Raw genomic sequence first — 15396 nt, 5'->3', positions numbered from 1 at the left:
TCATGGAAGAGTTCCTCCGCATCCTCACCCAGTCCGTCGGCGAGCTCCTCGCGCCCGCGACGGCCGCCTACGCGCTCGCCGCCATCGGCCTCAACCTGCACTTCGGGTACACGGGCCTGCTGAACATGGGCCAGGCCGGCTTCATGCTGCTCGGCGCCTACGGGTTCGGCATCACCATCATCGCGGGCGGGTCGTTCTGGCTCGCGCTGCTCGTCGCCGTCCTCGCCGGGGTGCTGTTCGCCCTGCTGCTCGGCCTGCCCACGCTCCAGCTGCGCGGCGACTACCTCGCGATCGTCACGATCTCCGCCGCGGAGATCATCCGCTGGCTCGGCCGCTCCACCGTCTGGCAGGAGTGGACCGGCGGGGCCTCCGGCCTCCAGGGACGCGACTACAAGGACGCGTTCCAGGACCTGTCGCCGCTGCCCGACGGACGCTTCGCCCTCGGCCCGTTCGAGTACATCAACACCGGCTCCGACTCCTGGTGGACCCGCATCTTCGCGTGGGGCCTCGTCGCCCTCGTGCTGCTGTTCGTCTGGCTCATCGCCCGCAGCCCCTGGGGCCGCGTGCTCAAGGGCATCCGCGAGGACGAGGACGCCGTGCGCGCCCTCGGCAAGAACGTCTTCTCCTACAAGCTCCAGGCGCTCGTCATCGGCGGCGCGATCGGCGCCCTCGGCGGCGTCGTCTTCGCCCTGCCATCAGCCATCGCGCCGGACTCGATGGGTCGCACCATGACATTCTTCGTCTGGACGATCCTGCTGCTCGGCGGCGCGGCCACCGTGTTCGGGCCCGTCCTCGGGTCGATGATCTTCTTCGCCGCCTACATGTTCATGCGCACCGGCATGCGTGCCCTCGCCGAGAACACGCCCGTCGGTGAGGTCATCTCGACCACCAACGTCGAGCAGATCGGAGGCATGCTCGTCGGCGTCACCCTCATGCTGCTCGTGATCTTCCGACCTCAGGGCATCCTCGGGAACAAGAAGGAGCTGGCGTTCAATGTCCGATGACACGACGACCCTGCCCGTGGCCGCCGTCCTGCAGGACGTCGAGCACGTCCCCGGCGCCGCCAAGCCCGACCCGATCATCATCGCCGACGACGTCGTGCGCCGGTTCGGCGGCATGACCGCCGTCGACGTCGACCATCTCGAGGTGCAGAAGGGCGTCATCACGGCGCTCATCGGCCCCAACGGTGCTGGCAAGACGACGTTCTTCAACCTGCTCACCGGGTTCGACGCCCCCAACAGCGGGAAGTGGAGCTTCGAGGGCCGGTCCCTGTCCGGCAAGAGCGCGGCGTCCGTCGCGAAGTCCGGCATGGTCCGCACGTTCCAGCTCACCAAGGCGCTCTCGCGCCTCACCGTGCTGCAGAACATGCTGCTCGCCTCGCCGAACAACCCCGGCGAACGGTTCGTGCTGTCCTGGCTGCCGTTCCTGTGGAAGAAGCACGAGGCCGAGGCCACCGCCAAGGCCATGGAGATCCTCGCCCGGTTCAAGCTCGACACCAAGGCGCAGGACTACGCGGGCTCCCTCTCCGGCGGCCAGCGCAAGCTCCTCGAGATGGCGCGCGCGCTCATGACCGACCCGAAGATCATCATGCTCGACGAGCCGATGGCCGGCGTGAACCCCGCCCTCGTGCAGTCGCTGCTCGGGCACGTCCAGGCGCTGCGCGACGAGGGCATGACCGTGCTGTTCGTCGAGCACGACATGCACGCCGTCCGGCACATCTCCGACTGGGTCGTCGTCATGGCCGAGGGCCGGATCGTCGCCGAGGGCCCGCCCGGCACCGTCATGAAGGACCAGGCCGTGGTGGACGCCTACCTCGGCGCCCACCACGACACCGACCTCGGGGACGACGCCCTGCTCGACCCCGAGGTGCTCGCCCGGCTCGAGGCCGAGGAGGAGAAGCGATGACCGACACCGCCATCGTCGCCGAGACGACCCCGTCCGCCCCCCGCAAGGACCTGCTCCTGCACGCGGACAACCTCGTCGCCGGCTACCTGCCCGGCGTGAACATCCTCAACGGCTGCTCCCTCGAGGTCGCCAAGGGCGAGCTCGTCGGGATCATCGGGCCCAACGGCGCCGGCAAGTCGACCCTGCTCAAGGCCCTGTTCGGCCTCGTCAAGGTCCACTCCGGCACCGTCACCCTCGACGGCCAGGACATCACCAACAAGAAGGCCAACCAGCTCGTCGCCCGCGGCGTCGGGTTCGTGCCCCAGACGAACAACGTGTTCCCCTCGCTGACCGTCGAGGAGAACATGCGGATGGGGACCTTCCTGCGGCCCAAGGTGTTCGACGACCGCTGGAAGTTCATCGGCGACCTGTTCCCGGTGCTCCACGACCGCCGCTCGCAGCGGGCCGGTGCCATGTCGGGCGGTGAGCGCCAGATGGTCGCCATGGCCCGCGCCCTCATGATGAACCCGTCGGTGCTGCTGCTCGACGAGCCGTCCGCCGGCCTCTCCCCCGTCCGTCAGGACGAGACGTTCCTGCGGACCCGCATGATCAACAAGGCCGGCGTCTCGGTGGTCATGGTCGAGCAGAACGCCCGCCGCTGCCTGCAGATCTGCGACCGCGGCTACGTCCTCGACCAGGGCAAGGACGCGTACACCGGCACCGGTCGGGAGCTCCAGGCCGACCCCAAGGTCATCTCGCTGTACCTCGGCACCCTCGCCGAGGACGTCGAGCAGGCCGACAAGGACACCCGGCCCGACCTCGTCTGACCCCCGCCCCCGGGCGCCCAGCTCCTCGAGCGCCCGGGGGCGGTGGGGCGCCAGTCAGCGCAAGCGGGCGCCAGTCAGCGCACGACGGCGCGAGTCAGCGCACGGCCTGAACGGCGGCGGCCGGCACTCTTCCTCGAGTGCCGGCCGCCGTCGTCCGTACGGCGCGAGTCAGCGCAGGCAGGCGCGAGTCAGCGCAGACCCGCACGGGCCGGGCGACGGCCGGCGTCGGACCGCGCAGCGCGCCAAGCCTCCGTGTAGGCGGCCCGCAACGTGTGGCCCAGCGTCAAGGGATCGGCCAGCTCGGACCAGCCGACGCGGACGAGCTCGTATCCCGCGTCGAGGATCGCCGCCGCACGCCGTTCCTGACGACGACGAACCATCTCCGGGTCCCCGTAGCGGCCGCCCGCATACTTCACGGCACCGTCGAACTCGACGCCGAGCCCGACGTCGGGCCATCCGAAGTCGACGTACCAGGTGCCCGACGCCGTCACCACGGGGATCTGGCAGACCGGACGCGGCAGCCCGTCGTCGGCGGCGACGAGCCGCGCGACGCTCTCGCCCGGCGAACCGGAGCGCGGGTCGCACAGCTCGAGCAGACGACGTGCTCGCACCATTCCCCGCTTGCCGGCGGACGCCGTCATGATGCGGGACACCTCCGCCGGATCCGCACCGAGCCGGAACAGCGAGTCGGCGACGGCGAGCCCACCCGCGGGGGTCAGGGTGCGGAGACAGTCGACGAGCGTCCGCTCCGGCGACGTCACCGGGATGCCACCGACCGTGGCTCGCTCCCGGGGCGGCAGCGTGGTGAAGTGGCGACGCACGAGCGGCTCGCGTCCTCCCGCGACGTGCGGCTTGAACGTGTGGGTGACGTCCACGAGGCAGGGCGTCGCGTACGTCCAGGCGCCGAGCAGTCGTGCCGCCGTGGCGTGGCTGAACCACAGCCTGCTGCGGGACGCAGCGAGCACGCCGCGGACCTCGGCGAGGAGCGTCTCGTCATGGCCGGCGGGGTCGGCGCCGACGACGGCAGCGGGCAGCAGGACGCCCGGCCGCACCTCGCGCAGCGCGCCGGACGCCACCTGGTCGGCGACATGACGGGAGTCGGCGAGCGACGTGTCCAGCACCGCCGGCACGGTCGGGGCACCCAGCTCGGCGGTGAACATCCCCGCCGACGGCGACGACGGGTCGTGCAGGTCGGAAAGGATCGACGTGATGCGGCGGATCGCGGGGGCGTGCGGCGCTTCGGGCATGGCCCGACCTTGTCGCGTTCCGTGACGCCGTCGTCGCGCCGTCGGCAGAAGCTGTGGACACCCCGAACCTGTGGAAGTTCGCGAGCGGTGGCACGGTGCGTCGCCGTCCGCTCCGTCCCGCTCATTCGACGACACCGTCCTGCGCTGACTCACGCCGTCCTGCGCTGACTCGGCTCACTCTGCGCTGACTCGCACCGTCCTGCGCTGACTCGCGGCAGGACGACGGCCCGGCCACCGAAGAGGTGACCGGGCCGCCGTCAGGGGTGGACCGTGGGATCAGGCGATCACTCGGTCGTGCCCTCGATCTGCTTCGAGTAGGTGTACGTGTTGTCGTCGCCGTACTCGTAGATGCCGATGAACGCCGACGACGGGTCGTTGTCGCCGTTCAGCGGGCCGATGCCGGACGGGCCGACATAGGTGATGTCGTCACCGGCCTCGATGGCCGCGACGGCGTCAGCGAAGGACGTGACCTCGGCGCCACCGGTGGCACCGGAGACCGCACCGATGTTCTCGGAGATCGTGGTGCCGTCGGTCGCCCCACCCTTCACCGCGGCGAGCGCGGCGAGCATCGTGGCGTCGTACGACTCCGCGGAGTACGAGAAGTCGGCCAGCTCGCCGGACTCGTTCTCGGAGTACCAGGTGCTCAGGCGCTCCTTGAAGGAGTCGTCGGCCTGGGCGCCCGGCAGGGTGCCCTGGACGCCGGCGAGGGTGCCCGGGTCGAACTGGTCGCCGTAGTTCGACAGGTTGCCGTCGCAGAAGTACGTGGTGCCGTCGAACTCCCAGCCCTGGGCGACGAGCTCGTTGACGATCGCGACCGTCTCCTCGAAGGCGATGATGACGATCGCGTCCGGCTCGGAGGCGAGTGCCGCGGTGACCTGCGCACCGAAGTTCGTCTCACCCGGGGGAACTCCTGTGCCTCACCGTTGGCGCCGTAGACGACCGTGCCGCCACCGGCCTCGATGGCCGACTGCGTGTGGTCGCGCAGGCCGGTGCCGTACGCCTCGTTCTGGACGAGCATCGCGACGTTCGTGTGGCCGCCGTCGAGGACGAGCGAGCCGAGGGCCGCGCCCTGGACGGTGTCCGGCGGGGCGGTGCGCGCGAAGAACGGACCGTAGCCCGACAGGTCGGCGGCCGTGTTCGCCGGCGAGATCTGCATGACCCCGGCCTCTTCGAACGTGTCGACGACCGCCAGCGAGACGCCGGAGGACGCCGCACCGATGACGGCCGAGACGCCCTTGCCGATGAGGTCGGTCGCGGTGGAGCTCGCCACCGACGTGTCGGTCGTGTCGCCGGAGTCGCCCCACTCGACCGAGACGTCGTTGCCGAGCACACCCCCGGCCTCGTTGATGTCCTCCACCGCGAGGCCGACACCGGCGATCTCGGGCGGGCCGAGGAACGCCAGGGTGCCGGTCACCGGCAGGATCGTGCCGATGGTCAGCGGCTCGGCGTCGCCGCCCTCGGCGGCGGTCGCCTCCGAGGTGGTCTCCTCGGCCGGATCGTCGGAAGCACAGGCGGTCAGCCCGAGTCCGAGGACCGCGGCGAGGGCGATGCCCTTCGCGGCCGTCATGCGTCGAATCATGTTCTTCCCCTTCGGGGCTCGTGACCTCGCACGGCACTCAATGCCGCATGTAGTGGCGCTGAACCTAACCCGAATGTGTGACGGGAATGTGACACACCCAACTCTGGGCCCAGATCGTGACAAACCTGTTATGCACGTCACAGCCCGATCACGTGACCTCCCGGGGACACGCACGGTCCTGTCCGGGGCTCGCGTCGTCCGCGCACGGTCGGCGCCCGTCCGGACGGACCGCACGACGCCCCCGGCAAGGCGCCACCGGCGGCGGGTCGACGCCCCTTCCGACGTCGCAGCGGTCAGGACCGTCGCGGGGCAGGCCGGCGCCCGGCCGTCCGGCCCTGTCCGCGGACCTCGGCACGACGACGTCCGCCGAGGCCAGGCGCACGCTGGCGGCCCTCACGGGCCTCCGGGGCCCCCGCACGCCCGGCACGGGTCGCACCCGCCGCGGTGACGGCCGCTCCCGCGCGCGAGCTCCCGCTCGGAACCCTGCCGCGTCGGAACGCTCGCCGACGTCGTGCACCGCGGTCGGATCGGCGCCCGATGTCGGACGAGCAACCGGTCGTCGCCGCGGGCCGATGTCCGGCGAGGGCACCTCGCCGGGGCTGCTCCGAGGGCCCGCGGGCCGCCGTCGAGGGTGCCGGTGGCGTTCCGGACCCAACTTTTTGCCGTCCGTGCTGGTGCGAGGCCGCCCGCTCGCGTACCGTTGTCGTCGTTGCAGTGTGTTGCTCGTACCGGACGGACTCCGTCCTGCGTCGGCAAGGTTGCGTCGTCAGGATTGACGTGGCCCCACCGACGGACCTTGGACCCTCAAGAGTTGACGACGAACACCGTGATGCGCGCCTCCGACGAGCGGAGGCGCCACCTCTTGAAGGAGTACCCATGGCCACCGGAACCGTGAAGTGGTTCAACAGCGAGAAGGGCTACGGCTTCATCGCCCCCGAGGACGGCACCGCTGACGTGTTCGTCCACTTCTCCGCCATCCAGTCCCAGGGCTACCGCAGCCTGGAGGAGGAGCAGAAGGTCGAGTTCGACGTCACCCAGGGCCCGAAGGGCCCGCAGGCGGAGAACGTTCGCCCCCTCTGATGCTGTGGTGACGTCACTTCACGGTGACGTCTGCTGAGCCACGCACGGCCCGTATCCTCGCCAGACGGCGAAGGTGCGGGCCGTTCGTCGTCCCCGGGAACGCTTCATCGCGGCGCGACGTTCGACCAGTATGGGATTCCTCGACCGCCTGCTCGGCAGGTCCGACGACCGCCACCCCTCCGTGCCCGGCATGACGGGCGGCGCGGCCCCGCGCGGCTACGCCTCCCCGACGCAGGCGCCCCAGTGGCAGCAGCAGGCCTCACCCGGGCAGACCGCCGCGCGCAACCCCGACGACGTGGCGATCGACCGCTACCGCTACCTGCTGCGCACGGCACCGCCGGACGCCGTCGAGCAGGCGCACGCCGAGGCGTTCGCGCAGCTCACGCCGGAGCAGCGCCGTCAGGTGCTCACCGAGGTCGGGGCGACGCTGCCGCCGTCCGAGCGGGCGACGTCCGACGACCCGCAGTCGCTGGCCCGCATGGCGACCCGCGCCGAGCTGCGCAACCCGGGAACGCTGGAAAAGTCGTTCCGGGGCGGCGCGCCCGGGGGGATGGGCTTCGGCTCGATGGTGGGGTCCAGCCTGCTGGGCACCGTCGCGGGTGTCGTCATCGGCTCGGCCGTCGCGAACATGCTGTTCGGTCCCGCGTTCGGTGACCCGTCGACCCCCGTCGCCGAGGACGCCGCAGCGGCCGGTGACGAGGGAGCCGGCGTGGAGGACGCGGGGGCCACGGACGCCGGTGCCGATGGTGGTGGAGACGTCGGGGCTGCGGACGCGGGAGCCGACGAGGGCCTGTTCGGCGGCTTCTTCGGCGGTGACGGTGGTGGCGGCGACTTCGGCGGAGGGGACTTCGGCGGGTTCTGACCGTCACCTGCGCTGACTGGCGCCGATCCACGCTGACTCACGCCATCGAGCGCTGACTGGCGCCCACCCACGCTGACTCACGCCATCGAGCGCTGACTCAGCGGCGAACGTCGGCGGAGGGGGACGCGCGTCGTCGTCAGACCGAAAGGGGAGGCCCCCTGGGGCACGTGAACGCGACGACGCGCGTCCCCCTCCGCCGGCCGGAACCCGACAGCGCACCTCCGCCGACCGGCACCCGACAGCGCGCACCGGACCCGACAGTTGCGCCCCCCCTACGAGGTGGCGGGCGGTCGGGCGAGCAGCGCGTGGAACGCGCCGAGCTGGTGGAGGTCGGCGACGGACGTCGGCAGGTAGTCGGTGAGGTGGGGCGAGCGGACGACCACGGCGCACCACTTGCCGCGGGACACGGCGACGTTGAGGCGGTGCCGGTCGAGGAGGAACGCCATGCCACGCGGCACGTCCTGGGGCGAGGACGCCGCCATGGTGAGGATGGCGACGGGCGCCTCCTGCCCCTGGAAGCGGTCGACGGTGCCCACGGGCACGTCGGCCAGCCCGGCTGCGGCGAGCGCACGGCGGACCGTCCACACCTGGGCGTTGTAGGCGGCCACGACGATGACGTCGGTCGGCCCGAGCGGCCGCGGGTCAGCCCCTGCCCCGGACAACCACGACCGGCCGAGGACGGTCCGGACCTGCGCGACGACCTCGTCGGCCTCCTCGGCGGAGGAGACGGCGCGACCGGTGTGCTCGACCAGCACCTCGTGCACGCCGGGGACGATGCCGTCGAGCGCGCGGCCGGCGGCCGACGGGTGGGCGTGCAGCCGCCCGGAGTAGGCGAGGTCCGACACGGCGGCGCACAGCGCGGGGTGCATGCGCCGGGAGGCGGGCAGGAAGTACCCGAGCGCGGACGGCAGGGTCTCGTGCCCGTCGGCGAGCCAGCCGAGCGCGGAGTCCGCGACGGCGGGGTCGGGGTGCGTGCCCTGGGAGACCTGCGGGAGCTGCTGAGGGTCGCCGAGGAGCAGGAGCCGCTGCGCGGCCCGCGCGACGGCCACGGTGTTCGCGACGGAGAACTGTCCGGCCTCGTCGACGACGAGGAGGTCGAGGCCGTCGGCGGGCCAGCGGTCGTGGGCGAAGTCCCAGGCGGTGCCGCCGACGACGCAGCCCCGGGCCTCCTGCTGGGCGGTGTCGGCGAACGCGGCGAGGGCGTCGGCGGAGACGACCTGCCACGGGACGGCGTCGGGCTTGCTGCCGCCCTTCTTGGCGACCTGCTCGGCGGGCACCCCGGCGGCGAGGATCCCCGTGAGCAGGTTCTCGACGACCGCGTGCGACTGCGCCACGACGCCGACGCGCCAGCCGTCGGCGACGAGCGCGGCGACGACGTGGGACGCGAGGTAGGTCTTGCCGGTCCCGGGCGGTCCCTGCACGGCGAGGTACGACCGGTCGAGGCGTCGTACCGCCTCCTGCACGGCGGCGACGAGGTCCGGTTCGCCGTCCGGCCCGGCGGCGGGGACGGGGAGGCCGCCCCGCACGCGGGGGTCGCGGCGCTGCAGGAGGTCCGTCATGGGTCCGGCGGGCAGTCGCCGGGCCGCGGGCGCGCCGGTGGCCGCGGCGGCCTGCCAGGCGGTCAGCGCGGCGTCCGCGGCCTCCGCGGTGGCGCGCTGCTGCGGGTCGGCCGGGACGAACCCGTCGACGGCCAGCCCCGAGGGCAGCTCGTGGTGCGGCTCGTCCTTCGCCCCGACGGCCTCCCGGACGGTGAGCACGTCGACGTCGCGCCGTCCGTCGGTCTCCCGTCGGACGCCGGTGATGCTCACCTTGTTGTGGCAGCCGCGCACGGCGCGCGGCCCGATCTCCCCGATCACGGCGGGGCCGGGCGCCTCGTACAACAGGTACGCCCGCACGCCGGGGCGGAGCTCGGAGCCCTCGACGGCGTGGACGCGCAGCTCGACCACACGGGACGGGGTGCGCTTGCCGGGTTCGACCTCCCAGTCCCGCACCACGCGCCCGGACTCGACCACGGCCGACGACCGACGACCGGGCCACTCCTCGGGGGGCAGCTCGAGGCGCGCGTAGTGGGCCTGCCAGTAGGCCTTGTTCTCGCGCCGGTGGTACCCGACGGCGGCGCCCAGCAGGCTGAGGGCGCGGACGGCGGCCCGGTCGGCCGGGGTGTGCGGGTGCTCGTGCTCGGCGACCTCCCGCACGCGCGCCTCGAGCGCGGCGCGCTCGTCCGGTGGTGGCGGGGCGGCGACCTCCAGCGGGGCCGCGACCGCGACCTCGACGGGTCCGACGACGGTGTCGTGCGCGGCGCGCAGCCAGTCGAGCAGGCGCAGGGTGGACAGGCAGTCGTAGCGGTTGTAGTCGAGGATCTCGGCACGGCGGTGGGCGGCCGCGGCGGCGTCGCCCGCGGCGAGCAGGTCGCAGTACTCGGCGTACTCCACGACGGACGTCGCGGCGTCGGTGACCCCGGCGCGCGCGGCCTCGTCACCCATGTAGAGGGGTTCGAGCTTCTTGATGGAGCGCGACCGGTGCGAGATCCGCAGCCCGGCCCGCACGGTCGCGTAGAGGTCGACGAGGACACCGGAGCGCAGCAGCTCGTCGACCTCCTCCTCGTAGACGCCGTGGCGCGCGGCGATGGACAGCAGATGGGTGCGCTCGTACGCGGCGTAGTGGTAGACGTGCATGTCGGGCCATCGGCGACGACGCTCGGCGATCTCGTCGACGAACTCGCGCAGCGCGGCGGCCTCCTCGGCGAGCGAGTCGGCCCACAGGCTGTGGAAGGTCGGCCGGCCCTCGGCGTCGAGGTCGCGCGTCACCCAGCCGAACAGGTAGTCGATCCCCGAGACGGCCGGACCGACGACGTCCGGCGGCACCCACAGCGGGTCGCCCTCGAAGTCGAAGAACACGTCGCCGACGCTGGGCGGCGGGATCCGCTCGACGGCGCGGGGGTCGGTGAGCGCCCAGCGCAGCTCGGCCGGCCCGTCCTCGCCCGCGACGACGACCGCCCCGTCGCCGGGGTCCGTGCAGAGCTGGAGGCCGGCCTGCCGCCGGAGGCCGGCGAATCGGTCGGTGCCGATCCCTGCGGGCGCGTCGGCGGCCTCGGCGAGGCCCTTCATCGTGGTGATCCCGGCCTCCGCCAGCCGGGCGCGCTGCGGGCCGTACACGCCCGCCACCAGCAGCACGTCGGAGTGGGCCTCCGCCGCGGCCGCGCAGTCGGGGCACGCGCCCAGGCGCTGGCAGGCCCGGTGCCCGGGGGCGTCCCAGACCACGGGTTCGCCGGCCTCGACGTGCCGGTCCACGAGGTCGAGCAGCCGCGCGCGCCTCGACCGCAGCACGGGCAGCACCTCGGCGAGCAGGTGGGCCGTCCGTTCGCCGGTGCCGAGCACGAGGTGCGCGTGCTCGGTGGGGTCGACCCCGGACTCCTGGAGCAGCTCGGCGTAGGCCGCGACCTGCAGGACGGCCCGCACCTTCTCACGGCGGGCGAGCTTGGTGTCCCAGACGGCGTAGCGGGGCCGCCCGTCGGCGGCGACGCCGTCGCGCACGAGGAAGTCCGCACGCCCCAGGAAGCCGCCGTCGAACAGCGTGCCCTGGGAGACGACGTCGGCGCCGCCCGCCATCGCCGCCAGGGTCCGCTCGTGGGCGGCGACGAGGTCGTGGACGGCCGTGGTGGCCGGGGCGGCGGGTTCGACGACGCCGGCCCCGAACTGTTCGACGAGTCCGTCGAGCACCTGCTGCTCGTGCGCCGCCCCGAGGTCGACGGCGCGACGCAGCATCTCGTCCGGCGCGCGGGGAGCAGCGGGAACGCGCCCCAGCACCTCGTCGAGACGGCGCAGCAGCGCGTGCTCGCACTCGGCGGCGACCACCAGGTCGCTCGCCGAGAAGACCAGCGAGGGCCGGTCCCCCGACCCCTCGACCGGTCCGTCGGCGTCGTCGCGCGCACCCAGGAGGAACATGACCCAGGTCTACCAGCGCCGTCCGACATGGACCTTCGGGGAGGGTTTCCGCCATAGTGGACCGCGCACGCCGCCGAAGGAGAACCATGACCGCGCGCTTCAACCCCCCGCCCGGCTGGCAGGTCCCCCCGGGCTTCCGGCCCGACGCCGGGTGGTCGCCCGACCCCTCGTGGCCGCCCGCACCCCCGGGATGGGAGTACTGGGTCGAGGACGAGCCCGCCGCCGCCCGCACGATGGTCGTCGCCGGGGCGTCCGCCCCGGCGCACCACGCGGACCCGTCGGCCACGTCCGTCCTGTCGCCGGTGTCCGCGTCGCCCGGTGGTCCCACCCGGTCCGCGGTCTCCGCGCGCTCGTCGGCCACGCCGGTGCCCACGCCCCCGCCGCCACCCGCTCCCCCGGCGCCGCAGCGCGACGCGCACCCGACCGAGCACGGCACCGCGCCGCTGCCCCCGGCCGAGCGCACGCCGTCGCGCGCCGCCACCCGGTCCGCCGACGGACCGCCGCGTCGAAAGCGGACGCCCACCGGGCTCGTCGCGGGCGTGGCGGCAGCGTGCCTCGCCCTCGGCATCATCCTCGGCGCCGTGTTCTCCATGGGGCAGACCTCCGACGCCCGGCAGGCCGTGGCCGACGCCGAGCGGGAGGTCGCCGCCGCGGCCGAGGCGCAGGCCCAGGTCGACGCCGAGCGCACCACGCTCGAGGAGCGGTCCACCTCCCTCGACGAGCGGGAGAACGCCCTCAAGGAGCGCGAGGACACCGTCGCCGAGCAGGAGGCCGCGCTCACCACCCGCCAGCAGGAGCTCGACGACCAGGCCGCCCAGCAGGCGGAGCAGCAACAGCAGCAGCCGCAGCCGGACCAGAACACCCAGTGGTTCTACTGGAGCTGCGACGACGCCCGCAACGCCGGTGCCGCGCCCATCCAGAACGGCCAGCCCGGCTACCGGGGCAGCCTCGACCCGAACAACAACGGCCTCGCCTGCGAGGACGGCGAGTAGCGGCGCCGTCGCCCGCGACGGACGGTGCCGCCTCCCGGCGAGCCGCCGCCTCGACGGGGACAGCTCGCCGGGAGCAGTGCCCGCACGTCACCCGACGGCGGGCTCCAGCTCCAGGTCGGTGACGAGGTCGGCGATCTCCGCCTCGGTCAGCCGGTCGCCGTCGGCGCGGTGCGCCGGCACACCGTCGGGGCACCGGGCCGCCTGCACGGCCAGCTCGACGATCCCCAGCACCGGGTCGCGGCAGTCGATCTTCCCGCCGCCGGTCGGCTCGGTGTACGTCAGCCGGAAGAGGTGCTGCGTCCCGCCGCAGCGGGCGGTACCCGTGGCGGTGTGGCGCAGCCCTTCCTCGAAGGCGACGTGGACCCCCGGGCCGAGCCCTGCGGGCAACGGCACCAGACCGGGGTCGCCGCCGTCCTCGGCGGCGACGAAGCCCGCGAACGGCGGCTCCGACGAGTAGAGCTCCTCGTCGGTGGGAAAGATCCTCCCGCCGACCTCGTCGAACAGCTCGCCGTCGTAGTAGATCCCTGCCTCGTCCTGCTCACGGGCCGCCCGGAGGACGGCGTCGCGCACCCGACCCGGCAGCTCAGCGGACGCCTGCACCGTCGGGCCATCGTCCCGCCGGGAGCTGCCCAGCGTCCGGCTCGTCCCGTCCACGTCGACACCCGCGACGTGGGTGGCTCGGACGACCGGCTCGATCTCCATGCGGTCCCAGTCCAGGACGATCTCGCCGGGACAGCTCGGGCCGAGCGCCGCGGCGGCGACGTCGGCCACCGGCCCCGGCGGCAGGAGCCCCGGCAGCGCGGGCGCCACGGCCCCCACGCCGGCGACGGCGGCCACGCACCCGGACGCCACGACGGTGCGGTGGCGGGTCCGCTTGCGCCGCGCGGAGCGCAGCACGGCGGTCAGGTCGAGGGTGGACGGCGGCACGTCGGCGGCGGCACGGCGCAGGCGGTCGAGGAGGGCGTCGTCGTTCATCAGGTGCTCCGGAGGTCGTCGAGGTCGAGGAGGGCGCGCAGGTGCGCCAGGGCGCGGGAGGCGGTGGACTTCACGGTGCCGACGGGGATGCCGAGCTCGTGGGACACCTCGGCCTCGGTCAGGCCGACGAGGTGCCGCATCACCACGACGCGGCGTTGCTTGACGGGCAGCAGGAGCAGGGCGCGCACGACGGCGTCCCGCTCCTCCACGTGCCGGGTGCCGCCGTCGGGCGCGGCCCGCGACGACGAGGCGGCGGTGAGGCCGTCGTGGTCCGCGGGCACCTCCCGCCGGGTGCGCCGCCACGTGTCGACGCGCAGGTTCGCGAGCACACGGCGGGCGTACGCGATCGGCTCGCCCTGGCGGGCGCGGCCCCAGTGCCGGTAGGTGCGCTCGAACGTCTGCTGCACGAGCTCCTCGGCGCGGTGCCGGTCGCCGCACAGCAGGTACGCCATCCGGTGCAGCGGGTCGGCGGCCTCGCGCATGAACGCCGTGAACTCGGCGTTCCGGTCGAGGTGCGTCACCTGCACGACGACGTCGGCGGGCTCGGGCGGCGGCGGGGCGGCCCGACGCGGCGCCGTGGCCGCGGGTCTCGTGGTCGTCACACCGGGAACACGCAGCAGGGGCCCGTCAGGTTCCACCGGATCGACGTCCGGCTCCCGACGGGCCCACCTGCTCCGGCCTCACGGCGCGAGCGCGACCTGCGTCGTCGTGCCGTCGGTGAACGTGACCTGGACGTCGGCACCGAACGACTCCTCGCCGGGCGCCCAGAGCGCCCACCAGCCGCCCTCGACGGACGCGACGACCTGCTCGCCGTCGTCGAGCACCGCCGTCACCTCGACGACGTCGGTCCCGGCGCGGCCGTACGCCGACGTCACCGCGCCCTCGCCGGCGTCCCCGGCGGACCACGACGCCGTGCCGCTCACCGCGACCGTCACCTCCCGGGCGCCCGGCACGGGCAGCGGGGTGCCGACGCTGCTCGACGCGTACACGTCCGGCACGTCGTCGGTCGCGGAGACGAAGCAGTCGCCCGCCGCGTCGTCCCCGGTGAGCACGACGTACGTGTAGTCGCCGCGGGTCTCCGCCAGGACGGGCGTCAGCGCGACCTCCGCGATGTCGGCGTCGGCCCCCTCCCCGACGATCTCCGTCGCCGACGTCGGGCAGCCGGCGTCCAGCGCGACCTGCAGCGGGTCGGCCACGACGGCGGGTACCGGCGTCCACGACGCGTACGCCGGGACGGCCCCCAGCACGGAGCTCAGCGACACCGCGACCCCCACCGCGACCACGGCGCCCGCGGCGGTCGCCGCGACCATGCCCGGCCGCGCCTTGCGTCGCACCCGCACGTGCCGGTCCGTCGAGAGGATGTCGTGCAGCTCCGCGTCGTCGCGGCCACCCGGCGCACGCACGTGGCGCGCAGGGTCCAGGCCGGACAGCTGGTCGATCAGCGGCGACCTCATCGCGCCTCCTGCTGCAGGTTCCGCAGCACGTCCGCCGTCCCGCTCGGGACCTCCGAGAACGCCAGGAGCCGCTTGCGCGCACGCGTCAGCCGCACCGAGAACGTCGACGGCCGGCAGCCCAGCACCGACGCGGCCTGCGTCGTCGTCAACCCGTCCCACGCCACCAGCGCGATCACCTCCCGGTCCGCCGGGTCCAACAGCTCCCAGGCGCGCCGCAGGTCCGCCCGCTCCACCGCGGCGTCGTCCGCCCCCTCGTGCTCCGCCGACGGCTGCTGCTCCAGCCGCACCCCGAGCGCCCGCCAGCGTCCGTGCGTGCGCACCTGCGTGGCGAGCACGTTGCGCGCCACCCCGAACAGCCACGGCCGTGCGTCCGTCGGCACGTCGTCCACCCTTCTCCAGGCCACCAGGTAGGTCTCCGAGACGACGTCGTCCACGACGTCCGGCGAGGCGCGGCGGGCCACGAACCGCACCACGTCCTCGTGGTGGTCGACCCACAGCCGCGTCAGGAACGCACGCGCCTCGGCATCGTCCACGATCGTCCTCTCGGTCCTT

At 73.7% G+C, this 15396-nt stretch carries 14 protein-coding genes; 6 read left to right on the top strand and 8 right to left on the bottom strand.

The genetic code is table 11. The annotated features are described in order from the left end of the window. The first annotated feature begins 2 nt into the window (after window positions 1-2). Genes I598_RS12870 through I598_RS12860 form a run of 3 tightly spaced genes read left to right on the top strand, consistent with a single transcriptional unit; the run spans window position 3 to window position 2711 of the window. Window positions 3-1004 (top strand): branched-chain amino acid ABC transporter permease, encoded by a 1002-nt coding sequence (locus I598_RS12870; RefSeq protein WP_068203305.1) that lies wholly within the window; start codon window positions 3-5, stop codon window positions 1002-1004. Beyond that, the gene (locus I598_RS12865) at window positions 994-1905 is read left to right on the top strand and encodes an ABC transporter ATP-binding protein (protein ID WP_068203304.1); all 912 of its coding nucleotides are present in this window, start codon (window positions 994-996) and stop codon (window positions 1903-1905) included. Before I598_RS12870 ends, I598_RS12865 begins: the two co-directional genes overlap by 11 nt. Then, window positions 1902-2711, top strand: a complete 810-nt coding sequence (locus tag I598_RS12860) for an ABC transporter ATP-binding protein (RefSeq protein WP_068203303.1) — start codon at window positions 1902-1904, stop codon at window positions 2709-2711. Before I598_RS12865 ends, I598_RS12860 begins: the two co-directional genes overlap by 4 nt. A gap of 188 nt (window positions 2712-2899) precedes the next feature. Here the strand turns inward: I598_RS12860 and I598_RS12855 are convergent, their stop codons facing one another. From I598_RS12855 to I598_RS12850, 3 genes are all read right to left on the bottom strand, one after another. Next, on the bottom strand, window positions 2900-3958 hold the full coding sequence (locus I598_RS12855; RefSeq protein WP_068203302.1) for a type IV toxin-antitoxin system AbiEi family antitoxin: 1059 nt from the start codon (window positions 3956-3958) through the stop codon (window positions 2900-2902). A 284-nt stretch (window positions 3959-4242) separates the two neighbouring features. Continuing rightward, entirely contained in the window at window positions 4243-4527 is a 285-nt protein-coding gene (locus tag I598_RS18360; RefSeq protein ID WP_335583264.1) for a hypothetical protein, read from the bottom strand. Window positions 4528-4601: 74 nt separating this feature from the next. Then, window positions 4602-5525, bottom strand: coding sequence for an ABC transporter substrate-binding protein (locus I598_RS12850; RefSeq protein WP_335583263.1), 924 nt, complete (start codon window positions 5523-5525; stop codon window positions 4602-4604). 888 nt (window positions 5526-6413) lie between these two features. Here I598_RS12850 and cspE point away from each other — a divergent pair. Further along, complete coding sequence (cspE, locus tag I598_RS12845) at window positions 6414-6617, top strand: transcription antiterminator/RNA stability regulator CspE (RefSeq protein ID WP_068203301.1); 204 nt, start codon at window positions 6414-6416, stop codon at window positions 6615-6617. Window positions 6618-6747: 130 nt separating this feature from the next. Then, the gene (locus tag I598_RS12840; protein WP_068203300.1) at window positions 6748-7479 is read left to right on the top strand and encodes a hypothetical protein; all 732 of its coding nucleotides are present in this window, start codon (window positions 6748-6750) and stop codon (window positions 7477-7479) included. A gap of 272 nt (window positions 7480-7751) precedes the next feature. Here the strand turns inward: I598_RS12840 and I598_RS12835 are convergent, their stop codons facing one another. Beyond that, window positions 7752-11423, bottom strand: a complete 3672-nt coding sequence (locus tag I598_RS12835) for a TM0106 family RecB-like putative nuclease (RefSeq protein WP_068203299.1) — start codon at window positions 11421-11423, stop codon at window positions 7752-7754. A gap of 86 nt (window positions 11424-11509) precedes the next feature. Here I598_RS12835 and I598_RS12830 point away from each other — a divergent pair, with 86 nt between their 5' ends. Further along, window positions 11510-12415: an excalibur calcium-binding domain-containing protein gene (locus I598_RS12830; protein WP_068203298.1), complete on the top strand. Its 906-nt coding sequence runs from the start codon at window positions 11510-11512 to the stop codon at window positions 12413-12415. 87 nt (window positions 12416-12502) lie between these two features. Here the strand turns inward: I598_RS12830 and I598_RS12825 are convergent, their stop codons facing one another. From I598_RS12825 to I598_RS12810, 4 genes are all read right to left on the bottom strand, one after another. After that, window positions 12503-13390 carry a hypothetical protein gene (locus tag I598_RS12825; RefSeq protein WP_068203297.1) on the bottom strand — a complete coding sequence of 296 codons (888 nt, stop codon included), beginning with the start codon at window positions 13388-13390 and terminating at the stop codon, window positions 12503-12505. Then, window positions 13390-13992 (bottom strand): SigE family RNA polymerase sigma factor, encoded by a 603-nt coding sequence (locus tag I598_RS12820; RefSeq protein ID WP_232314155.1) that lies wholly within the window; start codon window positions 13990-13992, stop codon window positions 13390-13392. The genes I598_RS12825 and I598_RS12820 overlap by 1 nt, the downstream gene beginning before the upstream one ends. 78 nt (window positions 13993-14070) lie before the next feature. Continuing rightward, on the bottom strand, window positions 14071-14844 hold the full coding sequence (locus I598_RS12815; RefSeq protein ID WP_068203296.1) for a hypothetical protein: 774 nt from the start codon (window positions 14842-14844) through the stop codon (window positions 14071-14073). After that, window positions 14841-15377, bottom strand: coding sequence for an RNA polymerase sigma factor (locus I598_RS12810; protein WP_198155695.1), 537 nt, complete (start codon window positions 15375-15377; stop codon window positions 14841-14843). The genes I598_RS12815 and I598_RS12810 overlap by 4 nt, the downstream gene beginning before the upstream one ends. Window positions 15378-15396 lie beyond the last annotated feature (19 nt).

The organism is Isoptericola dokdonensis DS-3, from assembly GCF_001636295.1.
Classification (GTDB): domain Bacteria; phylum Actinomycetota; class Actinomycetes; order Actinomycetales; family Cellulomonadaceae; genus Isoptericola; species Isoptericola dokdonensis.
Note: the sequence above shows the minus strand (reverse complement) of the source record. Positions and strands in the feature narration are given on the sequence as shown.